Annotated in this window: 14 protein-coding genes; 5 read left to right on the plus strand and 9 right to left on the minus strand. The window is 69.7% G+C overall.

Annotated elements, in window-relative coordinates:
* Positions 1–299: 299 nt before the first annotated feature.
* Positions 300–680, plus strand: coding sequence for a response regulator (locus LPC10_RS20960; RefSeq protein ID WP_231344185.1), 381 nt, complete (start codon positions 300–302; stop codon positions 678–680).
* A gap of 116 nt (positions 681–796) precedes the next feature.
* Here LPC10_RS20960 and LPC10_RS20965 read toward each other — a convergent pair whose 3' ends face one another.
* The 3 genes from LPC10_RS20965 to LPC10_RS20975 are packed head-to-tail and all read right to left on the minus strand — an operon-like array spanning position 797 to position 3,159.
* Entirely contained in the window at positions 797–2,140 is a 1,344-nt protein-coding gene (locus LPC10_RS20965; protein ID WP_231344186.1) for an ATP-binding protein, read from the minus strand.
* Positions 2,137–2,802 (minus strand): response regulator transcription factor, encoded by a 666-nt coding sequence (locus tag LPC10_RS20970; RefSeq protein ID WP_231344187.1) that lies wholly within the window; start codon positions 2,800–2,802, stop codon positions 2,137–2,139. The genes LPC10_RS20965 and LPC10_RS20970 overlap by 4 nt, the downstream gene beginning before the upstream one ends.
* A gap of 18 nt (positions 2,803–2,820) precedes the next feature.
* Complete coding sequence (locus tag LPC10_RS20975; protein ID WP_231344188.1) at positions 2,821–3,159, minus strand: PepSY domain-containing protein; 339 nt, start codon at positions 3,157–3,159, stop codon at positions 2,821–2,823.
* Positions 3,160–3,307: 148 nt separating this feature from the next.
* Here LPC10_RS20975 and LPC10_RS20980 point away from each other — a divergent pair, with 148 nt between their 5' ends.
* On the plus strand, positions 3,308–3,934 hold the full coding sequence (locus tag LPC10_RS20980) for a thermonuclease family protein (RefSeq protein WP_231344189.1): 627 nt from the start codon (positions 3,308–3,310) through the stop codon (positions 3,932–3,934).
* Here LPC10_RS20980 and LPC10_RS20985 read toward each other — a convergent pair.
* From LPC10_RS20985 to LPC10_RS21010, 6 genes are all read right to left on the minus strand, one after another.
* Entirely contained in the window at positions 3,918–4,232 is a 315-nt protein-coding gene (locus LPC10_RS20985; protein WP_231344190.1) for a hypothetical protein, read from the minus strand. The genes LPC10_RS20980 and LPC10_RS20985 overlap by 17 nt on opposite strands.
* A complete protein-coding gene (locus tag LPC10_RS20990; RefSeq protein ID WP_108941827.1) occupies positions 4,232–4,582 on the minus strand; it encodes a DUF3325 domain-containing protein in 351 nt (116 codons plus the stop codon). The genes LPC10_RS20985 and LPC10_RS20990 overlap by 1 nt, the downstream gene beginning before the upstream one ends.
* Positions 4,579–6,174, minus strand: coding sequence for a PepSY domain-containing protein (locus LPC10_RS20995; protein ID WP_231344191.1), 1,596 nt, complete (start codon positions 6,172–6,174; stop codon positions 4,579–4,581). Before LPC10_RS20995 ends, LPC10_RS20990 begins: the two co-directional genes overlap by 4 nt.
* Entirely contained in the window at positions 6,171–6,473 is a 303-nt protein-coding gene (locus tag LPC10_RS21000) for an iron transporter (RefSeq protein ID WP_231344192.1), read from the minus strand. Before LPC10_RS21000 ends, LPC10_RS20995 begins: the two co-directional genes overlap by 4 nt.
* A 10-nt stretch (positions 6,474–6,483) precedes the next feature.
* Positions 6,484–8,826 carry a TonB-dependent siderophore receptor gene (locus LPC10_RS21005; RefSeq protein ID WP_231344193.1) on the minus strand — a complete coding sequence of 781 codons (2,343 nt, stop codon included), beginning with the start codon at positions 8,824–8,826 and terminating at the stop codon, positions 6,484–6,486.
* A 395-nt stretch (positions 8,827–9,221) separates the two neighbouring features.
* The gene (locus LPC10_RS21010) at positions 9,222–9,500 is read right to left on the minus strand and encodes a hypothetical protein (protein WP_231344194.1); all 279 of its coding nucleotides are present in this window, start codon (positions 9,498–9,500) and stop codon (positions 9,222–9,224) included.
* 478 nt (positions 9,501–9,978) lie between these two features.
* Between LPC10_RS21010 and LPC10_RS21015 the strand changes: the two genes are divergently transcribed.
* The 3 genes from LPC10_RS21015 to LPC10_RS21025 all read left to right on the plus strand — a co-directional run bounded on the left by LPC10_RS21015 (position 9,979) and on the right by LPC10_RS21025 (position 17,660).
* Entirely contained in the window at positions 9,979–10,170 is a 192-nt protein-coding gene (locus tag LPC10_RS21015; protein ID WP_231344195.1) for a hypothetical protein, read from the plus strand.
* A 325-nt stretch (positions 10,171–10,495) separates the two neighbouring features.
* The gene (locus tag LPC10_RS21020) at positions 10,496–16,057 is read left to right on the plus strand and encodes a malectin domain-containing carbohydrate-binding protein (protein WP_370644737.1); all 5,562 of its coding nucleotides are present in this window, start codon (positions 10,496–10,498) and stop codon (positions 16,055–16,057) included.
* 76 nt (positions 16,058–16,133) lie between these two features.
* Entirely contained in the window at positions 16,134–17,660 is a 1,527-nt protein-coding gene (locus tag LPC10_RS21025; RefSeq protein WP_231344199.1) for a phosphomannomutase/phosphoglucomutase, read from the plus strand.
* The last annotated feature ends 155 nt before the right edge of the window (positions 17,661–17,815 follow it).

Genomic DNA, 17,815 nt, shown 5'->3' on the forward strand with positions numbered 1-17,815 from the left:
GGAAGGCTGCGGCAGGGGCTCGGAGGATGGGGACGAGCGCCGGGCAAGGGTGCCGACGGGAAGGACCAGGGGCGTCGATGACGGCGTCACGGTGGGCCTCGATCACCCGATTCCGGGCTCCCGTAATCCAAAGGCCGGAGGGTGGCAATACGCGGGCTTCCGGATACCGGCGCGCTCCGCGAGCCGTGAATGATGGCCGATGTTTCATGAAATCTTCTGCGGCTCCGCTGAAACCAATCGCCGCGCGGGCTCTTTTGGGAAGACCGCTTCTCCTCAACCCGATCCTGCCCGCCCCGCCGATGTCTCACACCTCCGAACCGCCCCATCCGTCCCCCGCGCCCCGCATCCTCGTCGTCGAGGATGAGAGTTTCGTGCGCATGGTTGCCGTGGACATGCTCGAGGATGCCGGCTTGCCGGTGGCCGAGGCACCGGATGCCGATGCGGCCCTGCAACTGCTGGAGGGGAAGGCGCAGGCCTTCGGTGCGCTGTTCACCGATATCGACATGCCGGGCTCGATGAACGGGCTGACGCTGGCCGCGCGGGTGCGGGCGCGCTGGCCGCATATCCGCCTCGTGGTCACCTCGGGCCGGCTTCGGCCGGGCGATCTCCCCGATGCGGGCTTCCTGCCGAAGCCCTACGGCCGGTCCGACCTGCTCGGGGCGCTCGGGCAGGCGGCCTGATACGGTTTCCGCTTGATTAAAGCGGAAACCGTATCGCTCAGCCCGCGCGGCGCTTGAGCGAAGTCCAAATCCGCCATCCCGAAGGGATCACTCGGATTTGGTCGGACGCGCTCCCTTCAAGCCGCAACCGGCCAGTTCACCTCCACCCGCAGGCCGCCGAGTTCGGAGCGACCGAAGGCCATCCGCGCCCCGACACCCTCGGCGAGGTCTCGAGCGATGGCGATGCCGAAGCCGGTGCCCGGCCGGGTCTCGTCCCAGCGCCGGCCGCGGGCGATGCCGGCGATCGCCGCCTCGCTCATGCCGGGGCCGTCATCCTCCAGCACCAGACGGCCTTCGCCGGCCTCCGCCCCCCCCGAGACGCGGATGCGGCGGTGGGCCCATTTTCGGGCGTTGTCGAGGAGGTTGCCGAGGATCTCGGTGAGGTCGCCCTCGTCGCCGGGGAAGGCGAGGCCGTCGGCCACCGCGATCTCCCAGCGCAGGGCCTCACCCTCGGGGAGGCGCTTCAGGGCGCCGACGATCTTTTCGAGCGCCGGCGCGACCGGACAGGCCTTGCGCCGCAAACCTCCCGAGCTTGCCCGCGCCCGGGCGAGGGTACGCTCCACCTGCCGGCCCATGGCCTGGGCCTGCTCGGCGATCTCCGCCGCCAGGGCGGGGTCGCGGCCTTCCGTGCGGCGGGCCAGCGCGTCGAGCACCGCGAGCGGGGTCTTCAGGCCGTGGGCCATGTCGCCGGCACCCGTGCGGGCCCGCTCCAGGTCGCGCTCCTGCGCGTCGAGCAGGCGGTTGAGATCGGCCACCAGCGGGCGCACCTCCTCCGGAAAGGTCTCGGGCAGCCGCGCCCGCGTTCCGGCATGGATCGCGGCGAGATCCGCCCGCAGCGTGCGGAAGGGGCTCAGCGCCCGGCGCACGAACAGCGACATGGCCAGCGTCAGCGCCACGAACAGAGCGCCGAGCGAGGGCACCAACAGGCGCAGGAAAGTGGCGCGGCTCTCGGCCAGATCGCGCCGGTCCTCGGCGACGGTGACGGCCAGCGCCACGGCGGTGCCGTTGGCGGGAATCGAGACGCGCCGGGTCACGGCGATCAGCCGTCCGCCGTCTGGCCCGGCCAGGTCGCCGACCGCCGGTTCCTGCGCGGCGTCGGGGACGGTGCCGAGGCTGCGGTCCCAGAGCGAGCGCGAGCGCAGGGCAGTGCCTCCCGCGCGGTCGATCTGCCAGTAGAGGCCGCCATAGGGCGCCGAGAAGCGCGAATCCGGCGGCTCGCGAGGCAGGGTCAGGGCGCCGTCCGGTGCCAGGGCGACCTGTCCGGCGATCAGCTTGGCGGTGCGGTCGAGCCCATCGGCGGTGCGGGCGTCGAGGACCCGGTCGAAGATCAGCGTCAGCCCCACGCCCGCCAGCGCCAGCGCCAGGGCGATCAGCCCGGCGGCGGCGAGCCCGAGCCGCAGGCGCAGCGAGCCGCTGTTCACGTCGGATCGGCCGGTACGAGGTAGCCGTGGCCGCGGCGGGTCTCGATGATGCCGGGGCCGAGCTTGCGCCGCAGCCGGGTCAGCAGGGCTTCGAGCGCGTTGGCCTCGCGGTCGCTGTCGCTGCCGTGGAGATGGTCGAGCAGCTCGCCCGCCGCCACCACCTGTCCCTGGCGATGCAGCAGGAAGGCCAGCAGGCGGTATTCGAGGGCGGTGAGGTCGGTCTCGCGGCCGGCCACCGAGACCGTCCGGGTGCGGGTGTCGAGTTCGACCGCGCCCGCCCGCAGCACGGGCGAGGCGTGGCCGGCGGTGCGGCGCAGGATGGCGCGCAGCCGCGCCACCAGCTCCTCCATCCGGAACGGCTTGACGAGATAGTCGTCGGCGCCCGCGTCGATCCCCTCGACCCGCTCGCGCCAGCCGTCGCGGGCGGTGAGGATCAGCACCGGGAGCGCCACGTCGGCCCCGCGCAGGCGGCGCAGCACGCCGAGGCCGTCGAGGCGCGGCAGGCCGAGATCGAGCACCATGGCGTCGTAGGTCTCGGTCTCCGCCCGGAACCACGCCGCCTCGCCGTCGCCGACGATCTCGGCGACGTAGCCGGCTCGCTCCAGGCCCTCGCGGATGTCGGCCGCGATGCGCGGCTCGTCCTCTACGACGAGGATGCGCATGCCGCCTCGCTCACGGTCTCAGTCATCGTCGTCCACGTCCAGGAGCTTGAGGGAGCTGGCATCGATCTTCACGTCGCGGCGGCGCCCGTCGGTGCCGAGGATGCGCAGCTTGTAGAGCCAGCGCCCGTCGTCGCGCTTGAGATCGAGCGCCACCACGTCCCCCGGCACGGCGGCGCGGGCGGCGGCGAGCACCGCGTCGAGGGGGCGGATCTCGCCCCGCTCCAGGGCGCGGCGCGCCCGCTCGCCGTCGTCGTCGGCCCATGCCGGCACGGCGCCGAGGCAAGGGGCGAGGATCGGGGCGAGGATCGGGGCGAGGGCGACCAGAGCGAGGAGCGGGCGGAGCAGGGAACGGACCATGGCGTGGGTCGGGTGTGACCGCCTCCGGCTGACGCGAGGCTGACAGGCGGCGTCAGGCTCGCGCGCCATCGGGTTTGCGAGACAGCGGCATCGACGGCGCGGCCCTGACCGGCGCGCCCTCCCCACTCTCTGCGCGAGACCCGTTCCGATGTCGCTCACCGCCACCATCCTGCTGATCTACGCCGCCTGCCTCGCCGGCACCATCGCCAGTCCGGCCAGATCCAACGGGGATCGTCCCCCGGATGAACCGGGCGCCCGCCGCCTGCTCGCCGCGCTCCTCGTTCCCGCTCTGGCCCTGCTGGCCGGATTCCAAGTGGCCCCGGCCCGCGCGGGCGAGGCCACGCCCGCGATCGTGAGCGGCCCGGCCACGGTGATCGACGGGAGCACGATCGAGATCGGCGGCCGGCGCCTGCGGCTCTACGGCATCGATGCGCCCGACCTCGACCAGACCTGTTCCGACGGGCATGAGCGCGACTATTCCTGCGGCCGTGCCGCCGCCAAGGCCCTGGCGGCGCGGATCGGCGGGGAGAGCGTGACCTGCGAGCCGCGCGCCACGGGCGCGGAGGGCACCCTCACGGCCGTGTGCCGGCGCGAGGGCGACGACCTCGCCGCCTGGATGGTCGCCAACGGCTACGCCATCGCCGACCGCAGCACGTCGGCGGCGTACGAGGCGCAGGACCGGCACGCCTGGGGCCGCCGTGTCGGGCTGTGGTCGGGCGTGTTCGAGATTCCCGCCGAGCGGCGCCGGATGCGCCGCGTCAGCGCGGCGCTGTGAGGCGGGATTCGCGCCGCGCGAGCCCGCCGGCGAAGTCGCGCAGGGCGGCTTCCACCAGGGCGGCGACCTGCGCTTCCGTCTTCGGCGCGCGGATCACGAGGCTCGCCATCACCTCGGGGTGGACCCGCCGCTGCTTCGGCGTGCGAGCATGGTTCGACAGGCGCAGCCGCTCCGGCCCCTCGCCGCGGGCGAGGTAGAGGCTGTCGCCGCGCGTGTTGCGGGCGGTCTCGCGAAAGCCGTGCGCGGCAAGCAGGCGGCTCGCATGGGCGAGCGCCTGAGGCGGCGGCAGCGGACGCATCAGGCCGAGGCGGCGAGGAACGCCAAGGGCAGCGCTGCCGCGGCAAGTGCGGCGAGCGCGGCGGGGGCGACGAAGCGCGGCCGGTAGGACAGGAGCAGCACCAGAGCCGCGGCCGCCCCGATCAGTGCGCCGATCCACTGCACCGGGCCGAAGGCCCAACCCTCGAACAGCCCGGCAACGACGAAGGAGAGGGCGATCGCCCCCCAGCCGAAGAGGCGCAGGCGTAAGACCGCCGTCCGCTCCGCCTTGCGGTCGAACACCTCGGCATGGTGCCGGTTCAGGCTGAGGCAGAGGGCGGCGAGCGCGGCGAAGCTGAGGCCCAGATTCGCGGCGAGGACGAGGGGCGTCATGCGTGGGTTGGCTCCGGGCGCCGCGCGGCCAAGCGGGCGGGGGCCGCGGCCGCTGCCGGTTTCGCGGCTCGATCTCGCTTGGGCGCCTCGTAGCGCAGCACCTTGCGGGCGGCCAGCGCGAACAGGCCCGCGAGCAGCAGCATCGCGCCGTCGAACCACGCGAAGAGCGCCTCGCCGCTTCCCAGCCGCAGGGGATGGTCGGGGATCGTCAGGATGTCGGCGGCGATCACCGCGAGGCAGAGCGCCGAGACGGCGGTCAGACCCTCGCACCATGCCCGGCGCTGCGGGCGGGCGAGCGGCACCAGGGCCGCGACGATCCAGGCGCCGAAGAAGGCGCGGATCTCCCATTCCTCGCGACCGATGAGATCGACGGGCAGGAGCCGGTTGGCGAGGAAGTAGACGGCCACCGCCGCCGGCAGGCCGGCGATGCTGCCGACGTTCAGCGCCTGGACCAGCCGCAGGCCGAAGAACGCGTGCTCGCCGGCCTTCGGCAGGCGGGCCAGGGACCAGAGTACGACCCCGGTCGCGACCATGGCGCAGCCCATGATCCCGCACAGGAAGAACAGCAGCCGCAGCAGGGGGCCGGCGAAATGGCCCTCGTGCAGGCCGGTCATCACCGTGAAGGTCTTGGCGGCGGGCTTGAGGCCGCCGTCGCGCACCTCCAGGATCGCGCCGCTCACCCCGTCGAAGGCGATCTGCGGGTGCTCGTGCGAGAGGCCGTGCGGCTCCTCGAACACCGCGACCACGGTGGCGTTGGCGTCGCCCGGATTGACGACCATCAGCCGCTCCAGCGGCTCCGGCCGGGACGCGAGCGCCTGCTCCACCATCGGCCCGACCGGGGCCAGCGGGGCGGCCTGCTTGGCGGGCGCGCGCGGGGTGGTGATCCAGGCGGCCTCGGTGAAGAAGGTCTGGGCGTTGCCCTTGTAGGCGGCGGTCACGCCCCAGGGCATGTAGAAGGTCGCCAGCGTGACGATCCCGGTATAGGTGATCATCAGGTGGAACGGCAGCGCCAGCACGCCGGTGACGTTGTGGGCGTCGAGCCAACTGCGCCGGGGCGCCTTGTCGCGGCGGAAGGTGAAGAAGTCGGCAAAGATCCGCTTGTGGGTGACGATGCCGGAGATCAGCGCCACCAGCATGATCATCGCGCAGAGGCCGACGACCCAGCGCCCCCAGAGCGGCGGCATGTGCAGCTCGAAATGGAAGCGGTAGAGGAAGTCGCCGCCCTGCGTCTCGCGCACGGTGGATTCGGTCCCCGTCCGCGGATCGAGCAGGACATGGCCCGGCGGCTCGCCGGGACGCGTGCGCCAGAACAGGTCGAGCACCGGCCGGTCCGGCTGCGGCAGGCCGATGAACCACGTCCGCGCCTTGGCTGCGTGCTGGCCGAGATAGGCGATCCCCCGCTCGGCCGCCGCGCCGAGAGCGGCGTTCTCCACCGGCTCGACCTGCGTGAGTTCAGGGCGCATCCAGCGGGAGATGTCCGGCCGGTAGTAACTCGCGGTGCCGGTGACGAAGATCGCGAACAGCACCCAGCCGACGATCAGGCCGGACCACGTGTGCAGCCACGCCATCGACTGGCGGAAGCTTCCCTTCATGGCGTGGATCCCCGCATCGCCAGCCAGAGGAGGACGCCGAGCACGAGAGCCGTGCCGGCGACGGTGAGCAGCGCCCGCAGGAAGGTGCGCGTCGAGAAGACCAGCACGACGATTGCCGCCATCACGGCGAAGCTGAGGAGCGTCGCGCTCGCCACCGCCTCGGAGCGCGCCATCGGCAGGGTCAGCGACAGCAGCGCGGTGGCGAGCGCCGCGACACCGTAGCCGCCGCCCGCCGCCAGCACGACCCGGCCAGCCACGGAGGCCCGCTCGAGCGCCGTCGTTCTGCCCTGTGCCGCCATGCGCTGCCTCCTACCAGCGGTACCGCAGGGTTGCATAGACCGTGCGCGGCAGGCCGTAATAGCAACCCGAATAGGAGAAGCACCCGGTCACGTAGCGTTCGTCGAGCAGGTTCTGAGCGTTGAGCTGAAGCTGGAAGCCCTGGAGCGTCGCGTCGAGATATTTCAGGTCGTAGCTCGCCACCGCGTCCACGAGCACGCTCTCCGGCACCTTGAAGGTGTTGGCCGGATCGCCCCAGGACGGGCCGAGATAGCGCACGCCGCCGCCGACCTGGAGGCCGAGGAGCGGCCCGTCGGTGAAGCGATAGTCGGCGAAGAGTGAGGCGGTGGAATCGGGCACCAGCACCGGGCTGCGGCCGAGCAGCGGCACCGGCTGCCCGGTGAGATCGTTGGTGGTGTTGGTGATGTCGCGGGTGTTCTTGATGTCGAGGATCGAGAAGCCGCCGATCAGGGTCAGGTTCTCGTTGATGTTCGCCCGCGCCTCGAACTCGATGCCCTGCACGCCGACCTCGCCGGTCTGCACCACGAAGCCGCTGTTGTTCGGGTCGGGCTGCGTCGCGTTGGAGCGGCGGATGTCGAAGGCGGCGGCCGTGAGCAGGATGTCGGTGCCGGGGGGCTGGTACTTGATGCCCGCCTCGTACTGGTTGCTGGAGACCGGGTCCGGGATGCGCCCGACCGTCCCGAAGGTCGGATCGAAGATGCGGCCCGTGGCGATCGGCTCGAACGCCTCGCTGTAGGAGACGTACGGCGCGATCCCGTTGTCGAATAGGTAGAGCAGGCTGGCCCGCCCGGTGAAGGCGTCGGCCGGGACGTTCTGGATCGCCAGGGCGCCGGTGGCGAGTGTGCGCGTCGGGCCGCTCTGCCGGGCGACGTCGTAGCGCCCGCCGAGCGTCAGGACGAGCCGGTCGAACTTGATCTGGTCCTGGAAGTAGACGCCCGTCTGCTCGGCGGTGATGGTCGCGTCCGTGGTGAAGGCCGGGAACGCGATGTTCATGTCGTAGTTCGGATTGAGCGCGTTCAGGCCCGGTGCCGCCGGGAAGGGCGCGCCCAGGGTGCGGGTGCGGAAGGTGCGGTGATCGACGCCGAGGAGCGCCGTGTGCGCCACCGGGCCGGTCTCGAAATTGGCCACGAAATTGTTGTCGATGGTCCAGGCGTCGATGCCGACCTGGGAGCCGGTCACCGCACGGGGGATGATAGGCCCGCTGGCGAAGGGGCCGTTCTGCGCGTTGAAGGCGCTGTAGACGCTGCGGTAGTCGCCCTCGGTGCGCAGGTAGCGGCCGGCGGAGTGGAAGCGCAGGTTCTCGTTGAGGCGGTGGTCGAACAGGTAGCTGATCGAGGCCTGGGTGCGGTCTGAGCGCTCGATGCCGCGGTCGCCGTCGTAGAAATCGACCGGCAGGCGCCCGAACGCGCCGTTGCCGAAGTTGCGGGCAAACACGGTGCCGACCGCCGGGAAGCCGCCGTAGAAGCCGGAGAACGGATCGCGCTGGTAGTTGCCGATGATGGTCAACTGCGTGTCGGCGTCGGGCCGCCAGGTCAGGCTCGGATTGATGAAGAAGCGCTCGACCTGCGTCGTCACCGCCGGTCCGTCGCCCTTCCAGCCCAGCCCCACCACCCGGTAGGCGAACTGGTCGGCCACGCCACCCGTGCCGTCGCCGACCGGGCCGCCGACGTCGAAGCCGCCGCGCACCTCGCTGAAGCCGCCGCCCTGCACGAAGATTTCGCCGTGGCGGACGAACTGGGGCACCTTGGAGACGAGGTTGACGATGCCGCCCGGACCCGATTGCCCGTAGAGCACCGAGGCCGGCCCCTTGATGATGTCGACCCGCTCCAACCGGTAGGGGTCGATGGTGGGCGAGGCGTCGCGGCTGCCGGGCAGCGGCAGGCCGTCGAGGAAGATCGGGGCGGTGAAGCCGCGGATGTAGAACTGCTCGAGCCGGGTCGAGCCGGCGCCGCCGCGCTGCTCCGTGGTGACGCTCGGTGTGTAGCGCAGCGCCTGATTGATGGTGAGCGCGTTCTGGTCCTCGATCTGCTTGCGGCCGACGACGGAGATCGATTGGGCGGTCTCCAGGATCGGTGTGTCGGTCTTGGTCGCGACGGTGCTGCGGCTGGCGACATAGCCCGGGACCGCCCCCAGGGCCCCGCCGGGGCCGTAGAGCGCGCCGCCGAGCGTTGCGCCGCGTCCCTGTCCGATCACGCTGAGTTCGGACAGCTCGATGGCGCTGCCCGCCTCCTGGGCGCTGCCCGCCCCCGCGAAGCCGCACAGGGCCGTTCCCGACAGGATTGTCGAAGCCAGCAAACGAGAAATCCGGCCCGCACGCGGAGCCGGCCGAGCGGAAGCGGCACGATCTTCGAACATCTTTTCCGAAACGCTTTTAACTTAGGTTATAACGACCTAAGAGGACACAACGAACTGTGCGCCGCGTATGGCAAAGAGCGAATGATGCATGCAAGATCTATGTTTTATAACTGTTATAAATACAAATACTTGATTTCTTGAATTCGCTTACGCACAACCATTCTACTTGACCGATGTTTTTGGCAGCCTGTTGCGGCGATGCATCGGCCGGCCGTGGCGGCGGGGGATGCAAACGCGGCCGTCGGACGAGCCGGCAAGGCGGTGCCGGCCGGGGGGGCGCATCGGTTTCCAAACGTCTCGCGGTCAGCCTCCCGGAACGGTGTTCGGGAGCGTTTTCCGACGAGGTGGATGCCGGTTCGTCGATCGACAGCGCGACACACCGGGGATCGACGGTTCTAGAGATCCGTTCCGGACGATCCGCTCAGAACCTGCCGATGGTCGAGCGGATCCCAGATTCCCTCGAAGACCGGCGCGGGCCCCTTCGGCGTCTCGCGGTCCGGCGTCGTCGCGGCCGGAGCGATCGTTCGTTCCAGAGCGGGCGCGGTGAGCAGAACGGTCGCGGCCGTGCCGATGGCGCACAGGGTCGCGATCACCCAGCGCGGCATCGCCCAACTGTGGAGGAGGACGGATCCGGCCACGAGGAGAGCGAGAGACCCGACCAGTTTGGGAAACATGACGCCTTTCCGCGAACGACACGGCGGCGCCGGTGCGAGCGGAATGCCAGTTCATTCTGTGCCGGATCGGGACGCACGGGCCCACCCCCGGCCGGATGAGCCCCGCCGCGCGGGGCGGCGTCTCGGGCCGCATTCTTGCGGAATAGTGATCAATTCGACCGTGGACTGAACGATATTTCATGTTAGGCAGGCCCAACGGCTCCGCGGATCACGAACGATCGGGAGCCGATCCCATTGCGGCGAGAGAGGCCCAATCCATGTCGAGCATGCTGTCCGTGATCGCTCTCCTGGTTGCTCCGGTGGGAGCCCTGGCTTTCGGCACCTGGGCTTTCGGCCGCCGTCGCTCCACGCCCTGATCACGGGCGGTCGCCGGATCCAGGCGGGCCGCTCCATCGCGGCGTCCTGCCGATTTCCGACACAATGCGGCATCACCGATCGGGTATCGTGGCGCGCCGGCCGGCGAAGGGAGACCTTCCGCATGACGATCCTGTTTCGGTCCGCGCGCGGCCTCGCATCCTCCGCACGTCACCTCGCCCGTTTCCTGCCGAAGGTGATCCCGCTCGCGCTCGTCTCGATGATCGGTCTGGCGGAGGGCCGCACTGCGAGCGTCGATCGCGATCGCGACGGCGAGGAGGCGGCCCACTCCATCGTCTACCGCCACTATATCTGAGCGCGGAACGTCCGGGTCCGGGGCGGCGCCGGACAGGGCCGGAGCCCGCCGGAGGGCCGAGACCGGCGATGGCCGGGGCCGCGGTATCACCCGAACGTCGGTCCCGCCCCTCATCCTTTCGGTACGCCGAGTCGCCGCGGCGTCGGACGGCGTCGTCCCCCAAATTCCCGCGCGTGCTCTTTCGCCGAACCGGCCCCTCCTTCGGCTCACGGCGCGCTAGCCCGGAAGAACGCCGCGGAATACCGCTGCGCGCATGAAGCCCGGATCGGGCGCGGATACGGTCGGCCCCGAGCTTGATGCCAAGCCGGATGCGGGGGGCATGACCATGGCCGATGTGACGTTTTCCCAGTCGACCCTTGCCGGGTATTCGGGGCTGGCCTCGGCCCTGCAATGGGGACCGGATGGACGCCTCTACGTCGCCGAGCGGTTCGGCAGCATCAAGGCCCTGACGGTCGCCCAGCAAGGCAACGGCTACGTCGTCACCGCCACGGAATCGATCGACCTCATCCTCGACATCCCGAACCACAACGACGACGGTACGCTGAACCTCGGTCTCGAAGAGCGCCAGGTCACCGGCATCCTCGTCACCGGCACCGCCGATAACCCGGTCCTCTACGTCACGTCGAGCGATCCCCGCATCGGCGCGGGCAACGGCGGCGAGGACACGAATCTCGATACCAACTCCTCGATCATCTCCCGTCTCACCTTCGATACCGCGACCGATACGTGGAAGAAGGTCGATCTCGTGCGCGGCCTGCCCCGTTCGGAGGAGAACCACTCCGCCAACGGCATGGCGCTCTCGCCCGACGGCAAGACGCTCTACGTGGCGGTGGGCGGCAACACCAATGCCGGCGCCCCCTCCAACAACTTCGCCGGGCTACCCGAATTCGCCTACGCGGCGGCCGTACTGAAGGTCGATCTCACGGCCCTCGATGCCATGACGGTGAAGGACCCCAACGGCCTCAACCCCTACCTCTACGACCTGCCGACCCTCGACGATCCCTACCGGCCCAATGACGGCACGCCCGGCAACGAGAACCCCGACGGCTCCGACGTCAGCGGCCCGTTCGGCGGACGCGACGGGTTCAACATGGCCAAGATCACCGCCGATAGCCCGGTTCAGGTCTACTCGCCCGGCTACCGCAACGCCTACGACGTGCTGCTGACCTCCGACGGCAAGATGTTCACCTACGACAACGGTGCCAATAACGGCTGGGGCGGGCGCCCGTCGGACGCCGCCGGCAACGTCGTCACGAGCGAGAGCCAGATCCCGCTCAACACGCCCGATCAGGACGGCGGCACCAAGCGGCTCAACTACGACCAGCTCCACGAGATCACCGGGGAAGGCTATTACGGCGGCCACCCGAACCTCGTGCGGGCGGTGGGGGGCCAGGCCGGCTGGATCCTGACGCCGGGGGCGGGCGTCAACGGCGCGACCTTCCTCCCTCATGGCCATCCCGGCCTGCCCGCCGACTTCGACTCGGTGATCCCGGCCGGCACCGCCGACCCGCGCGAGAGCGTGTTCTTCGAGGGCGGCATCAGCGACGGGGCGCTCGATACCGGCCAGGGCTCGCTCAACGGCTTGGCCGAGTACACCGCCTCGACCACGTGGACGACGGCGGATGGCGGCACCACGAGCATCAAGGGCGCCATCCTCGTCACGGATCTCGCGGGCTATCTCCACATCATCCCGCGCAACGCCTCCGGCGGGGTCGACACCACGGTGGGCGCCGCCGGCCAGATCGTGGCGGCGGGCAAGCAGGTCGTGCCGATGGGCGGCGGTGCGCCGCTGGGCATCGACGCGGTCGGCGACGGCAAGCCGTTCGCCGGCACGGTCTGGGTCACGACGCTGGCCGACGGCAACATCAAGGTCCTGACGCCGGGGCCGACCAACCCGCAGAACCTCGACCTCGACGGCGACGGGATCAATAACACCCTCGACCCCTTCGCCCTCGACCCCGACAACGGCACCGCCGGCACCGACGTGATCTCGGGCGGTGAAACGGTCGTCTTCAACTTCGAATCCGGCGCGATCCCCGGCACCTTCGGCGGCAGCGGGCTCACCGGCGCGATGATCAACGGGCTCGACCCGTTCCTCGACGGCGGCCTCTACACCTCCGCCAACATCATCGCCGGCGGTGCGGGCGGCGTCATCCAGTTGAAGAACGTGCAGGAGGGCGACTTCACGGAAGGCAACAACACCCTCAAGGACGCGCTCCAGGCCGGCGTCACGTTTGACGACAGCGTCGCCACCGCCAACGTCACCCTGACGATGGCGAACTGGATCCCCAACGCCACCAGCGACGGCGGCTTCCCCTCGGCCGGCCTGCAGATCGGCACGGGCGACCAGGACAACTTCATCAAGCTGGTGCTGGGCGGGCGCGGTGAGAGCGCGGGCGGCAAATACACGAGCGCGATCTTCGAGACCTCGATGGAGAATCTCGGCGTCGCCCAGACCGCGGCGGTGACCAACAACGCGCTCCTGAGTGCTGCCAATGCGAGCTGGGTGCAACTGCGCCTCGCGGTCAATCTCGAGACCAACACGGTCACGCCCCTCTGGCGCTTCGGCACCGGCGCGGTTTCTTCCGCCACCGACGCAAACGCCGCGTTCACCGCCGGCACCAGCATGACCGTGCCGAGCGGCAGCGCGCTCCTGAAGGCGATCCAGGGCGACTACACCGTCGGCGGCAAGGCCAGCGGCATGGCGGTCGGCCTGATGGCCACCTCCAACGACGGCGCGCCGTTCACCGCGGATTTCGACGGGATCACCATCACGACGACGGCGAAGTCGGGCACGACGAACCCGGTGGTCTCGGCGATCAATGCCGGCGGCGGGGCGCTGACCCAGGACGGGATCAGCTTCTCGGCCGATCAGTATTTCACCGGCGGCGCCACCTTCAACGACGTCGCCGGCGGCAACGGCCTGCAGCCGGCCTTCGCCAACACCGTCTACCAGACCGAGCGCTACGGCAATTTCAGCTACGCCATTCCGGTCGCCAGCACGACCCAGGCCTACACGGTCGAGCTGCGCTTCGGCGAGCTGTGGTGGAACAATCCGGGCCAGCGCGTGTTCGACGTCTCGCTCGAAGGCCAGACCATCCTCAACGACCTCGACATCCTCGCGCAAACGGGCAGCTTCAACACGCCCTACACCTACGTCTCGGGTCCGATCACGGCGGGCGCCAACGGCACGCTCGATCTTCAATTCCTCAACGGCATCGACAACGCCAAGCTCAGCGGCATCGTCGTGCGGCAGGCCAGTGGCGGTGGCGGCACCGACAACACCAAGCCGACGGTGGGCCCCTTCACGGTCCAGGCGCCGGTGGCGGGCGATGCCAGCGCCAGCGTGAGCGTGGTCTACAACGACGCCTCGGGCATCAACCTCGCCAGCATCACCGCGGCCGACATCGCGGTGACGGGCCCCGGCGCGGTCGGCGCGATCACGCTGCAATCCAAGACCAGCACCAGCGCCACCTCGGCCACAGCCACCTACATCGTCGCCGCCCCCACGGGAGGTTGGACCAACGGCCAGTACACCGCGACCGTCAAGGCCGGCGAGGTGGCGGATGCGAGCCCGGCGGCCAACACCAACCTCGCCGCCTCGCAGCTCTTCTCGGTCCAGACCAGCAGCGCGGGCGGCATCGTCGCGGCGATCAATGCCGGCGGTTCGGCGCTGATCCAGGACGGGATCAGCTTCTCGGCCGACCAGTACTTCACCGGCGGCGCCACCTTCCTCGACGGCACCGGCGGCAACGGCCTGCAATCGGCCTTCACCGGCACCGTCTACCAGACCGAGCGCTACGGCAACTTCAGCTACGCGATCCCCGTGGCCAGCACGAGCCAAGCCTACACGGTCGAGCTGCGCTTCGGCGAGCTGTGGTGGAGCAATCCGGGCCAGCGCGTCTTCGACGTCGCGCTGGAGGGCCAGACCGTCCTCAATGACCTCGACATCCTGGCCCAGACCGGCAGCTTCAACACGCCCTACACCTACGTCTCCGGCCCGATCACCGCGGGCGCCAACGGCACGCTGGACCTGCAATTCGCCAACGGCATCGACAACGCCAAGCTCAGCGGCATCATCGTTCGACAGGCGAACGGAAGCGGCAACACCGACACGACGGGGCCGTCGGTGGCCGGCCCCTTCGTGATCCGGGGACCAGCGACCCCAACCGCGAGCGCGAGCATCACGGTCATCTACAACGACCCCTCGGGGATCAATCTCGACAGCATCGGGCCGAGCGACATCACGATGACCGGTGATGGTCCAATCGGGGAGATCACGCTGCAATCGAAGGCCGCCACGAGCGCCACCTCGGCCACCGCGACCTATTTCGTCGCCGCACCAGCCGGTGGATGGGTCGATGGACAATACGTCACCACCGTGAAGGCCGGGGAGATTGCCGATGCGAGTCCCGCCGGGAACACCAACGCCGTATCGAGCCAGTTGTCGGGTTTCGCTCCCGGCAGCCCGATCGGGATCGTCGCGGCGATCAACGCCGGCGGCGGTGCGGTGAGTCAGGGCGGGATCAGCTTCTCGGCCGACCAGTACTTCACCGGCGGCGGCGCCTTCACCGATGGCACCGGTGGCAATGGCCTGCAGACGGCCTTCGCCGACACCGTCTACCAGACCGAGCGCTACGGCAACTTCAGCTACGCGATCCCCGTGGCCAGCATGACCCAATCCTACACGGTCGAGCTGCGGTTCGCCGAGCTCTGGTGGAGCAATCCTGGGCAGCGCGTGTTCGACGTCACGTTCGAAGGCCAGACCATCCTGAACGACCTCGATATCCTGGCTCAATCGGGAAACATCGACACGCCCTATACCTTCGTCTCGAGTCCAGTCATCGCAGGCGCCAATGGCACGCTCGACCTGCAATTCATCAACGGCATCGACAATGCCAAGCTCAGCGGCATCGTCGTGCGGCAGGTGACTGGCGGCGCCGACGCGACGGCGCCGACCATCGGGTCCTTCGAGGTCGAGGCGCCCGCCTCCGCCGCGGGTCAAGCGAGTGTGTCGGTGGTCTACAACGATGCCTCGGGCATCGATCTCGCCAGCATTGGTGCGAGCGACCTCGCGGTAACGGGAGCAGGCGTGGTCGGGGCCATCAGCTTGCAATCAAAGGCGGCGACGAGCGCGACCTCGGCCACCGCCACCTACCTCGTCGCTGCGCCGGCGGGCGGCTGGGCCGACGGGCCATACACCGCTACGGTGAAAGCCGGGGAGATCGCCGACGCGAGCCCCTCCCTCAACACCAACGCCGCCGCCTCACAGGGTTTCACCATCGACGCCGAACCCGCGAGCGACACCCTCGTCCTCGCGATCAATTCCGGCGGGAGCGCCTATACCCGTCCGGACGGGACCCTGTTCGAGGCCGACACGGCGGCGTCCCCGCACCGCTTCTACGTCGCCGGCCAGGACGGGAACGCGACCTATTCCGACGTCGATCCGATCGCCGGCACCACCGACGACGCGCTCTACCAGAACCAGCGCTTCGGCTGGGCGAGCGCCTCCACCACCGATACCGATGACGGGCGTTTCGGCTACGCCGTCAAGAACGCGGACGGCAGCGCGCTGGCGTCGGGCTCCTACGAGGTGATCCTGCACTTCGCCGAGATCTACAATCAGCCCGACGATCCGGGCGGCCTCAGCGGGGCGGGCCAGCGCCAGTTCAATATCGGCATCGAGGGCACCACGGTCACGAACTACGACATCTGGGCCGCGGCTGCCGGGGGCGCGACGGCGACGAGCCTGACGCGGACGGTCTCGGTCACCGACGGGACGCTCGATCTCGCCTTCTGGCAAGGCGCGGCGGAGAACCCGACCGTGGCGGCGATCGAGGTGTGGAAGGTCAACGGCGCCTCGGCTCAGGACGCTCTCTTGGTCTAGAACCGCAACAGGCTTCAGCTTCTTTTCCGGCGGCGCACGCGGTCTCGTGCGTCACCGCCCGCGCGAAAGGTCTGCCATGTCATCCGATCGGTCCCCCAAGACCTTTCCCACGCCTGTCCCGAAGCTCGAACCGAACACCTTCGCCTTCGAGCAATGGCCGATGGTCAAGCCGACGGGCTTTCGCGAGTACGACGCCCGCTGGCTGTTCCCGCAGGAGATCAACCTGATGGGCGTCCAGGCACTGGGGCTGGGGCTCGGCACGCTGATCCATGAGCGCGGCGTGCGCCCCGACATCGTCACCGGCCACGACTTCCGCAGCTACTCGTCGGCGATCAAGCTCGCGCTGATCGCCGGGATGCAGGCGGCGGGTCTGCGGGTGAAGGATATCGGGCTCGCGCTCTCGCCGATGGCCTATTTCGGCCAGTTCGCCCTCGACTGCCCCTGCGTAGCCATGGTCACCGCCTCGCACAACGACAACGGCTGGACCGGCGTGAAGATGGGCGCCGAGCGGCCGATGACCTTCGGCCCCGACGAGATGGGCCGCCTGAAGGAGATCGTCACCACGGGCGCGTTCCAGTACCGCGACGGCGGCGCCTACGAGTTCGTCTCGGACTTCGCGCAGGTCTATCTCGACGATCTCGTGGCGCGGGCCAAGCCCGTCTCGCGAAAACTCAAGGTCGTGGCCGCCTGCGGCAACGGCACCGCCGGCGCCTTCGCCCCCGCTCTGCTGGAGCGGCTCGGCGTCGAGGTGATCCCGCTCGATGTCGAGCCGGATCACAGCTTCCCGCGCTACAACCCCAATCCCGAGGACATGGCGATGCTGCACGCCATCGCCGACAAGGTGCGCGAGACCGGCGCCGATGTCGGCCTCGGCTTCGACGGCGACGGCGACCGCTGCGGCGTGGTCGATGACGAGGGCGAGGAGATCTTCGCCGACAAGATCGGCGTGATGCTGGCTCGCGACCTGTCGAAGCTGCACCCCGAGGCGACCTTCGTGGTCGACGTGAAGTCGACCGGCCTCTACGCCGCCGATCCCGAATTGCAGGCCCGCGGCGTGCGCACCGATTACTGGAAGACGGGCCATTCCTACATCAAGCGCCGCGTCAACGAACTCTCGGCGCTGGCCGGCTTCGAGAAGTCCGGCCACTTCTTCTTCAACGCGCCGGTGGGCCGCGGCTACGACGACGGCCTGCTCACGGCGATTGCGGTGATCGAGATGCTCGACCGCAATCCGGGGCAGACCATGGCCGACCTCTACCGGGCGCTGCCGAAGACCTGGGGCTCGCCGACCATGTCGCCGCACTGCGCCGACGAGGTGAAGTACGGCGTGGTCGAGGCGGTGACCGAGCGGTTCCGGGCGCTCCAAGCGGCCGGCGAGCCGGTGGGCGGGCACGCGATCACCGATCTGGTGACGGTCAACGGCATCCGGATTACCACCGCTGACGGCACCTGGGGGCTGGTGCGGGCCTCCTCGAACAAGCCCGAACTCGTGGTTGTGGTCGAGAGCCCGGTCTCGGAGGCACGGCTGCACGAGATGTTCGCCGCGGTCGACGGGGTGCTGCGCCAGCATCCCGAGGTGGGGGCCTACAACCAGACGATCTGATGCGGAGGCCGGGTGATCGCTTCGGCTTCTGCCGCCCTGCTTCATCGCGAGGCGGCGCCGAAGTGATCCCGGTCCCGACATCTCCGAAGCGTGCGAGGCCCTGGATTGCCACGGCTTCGCCTCGCAAGATCGGCGAGGAAATCGAAGCCGTATGT

Origin of the sequence: Methylorubrum sp. B1-46 (assembly GCF_021117295.1) — a bacterium.
Taxonomy (GTDB): Bacteria; Pseudomonadota; Alphaproteobacteria; order Rhizobiales; family Beijerinckiaceae; genus Methylobacterium.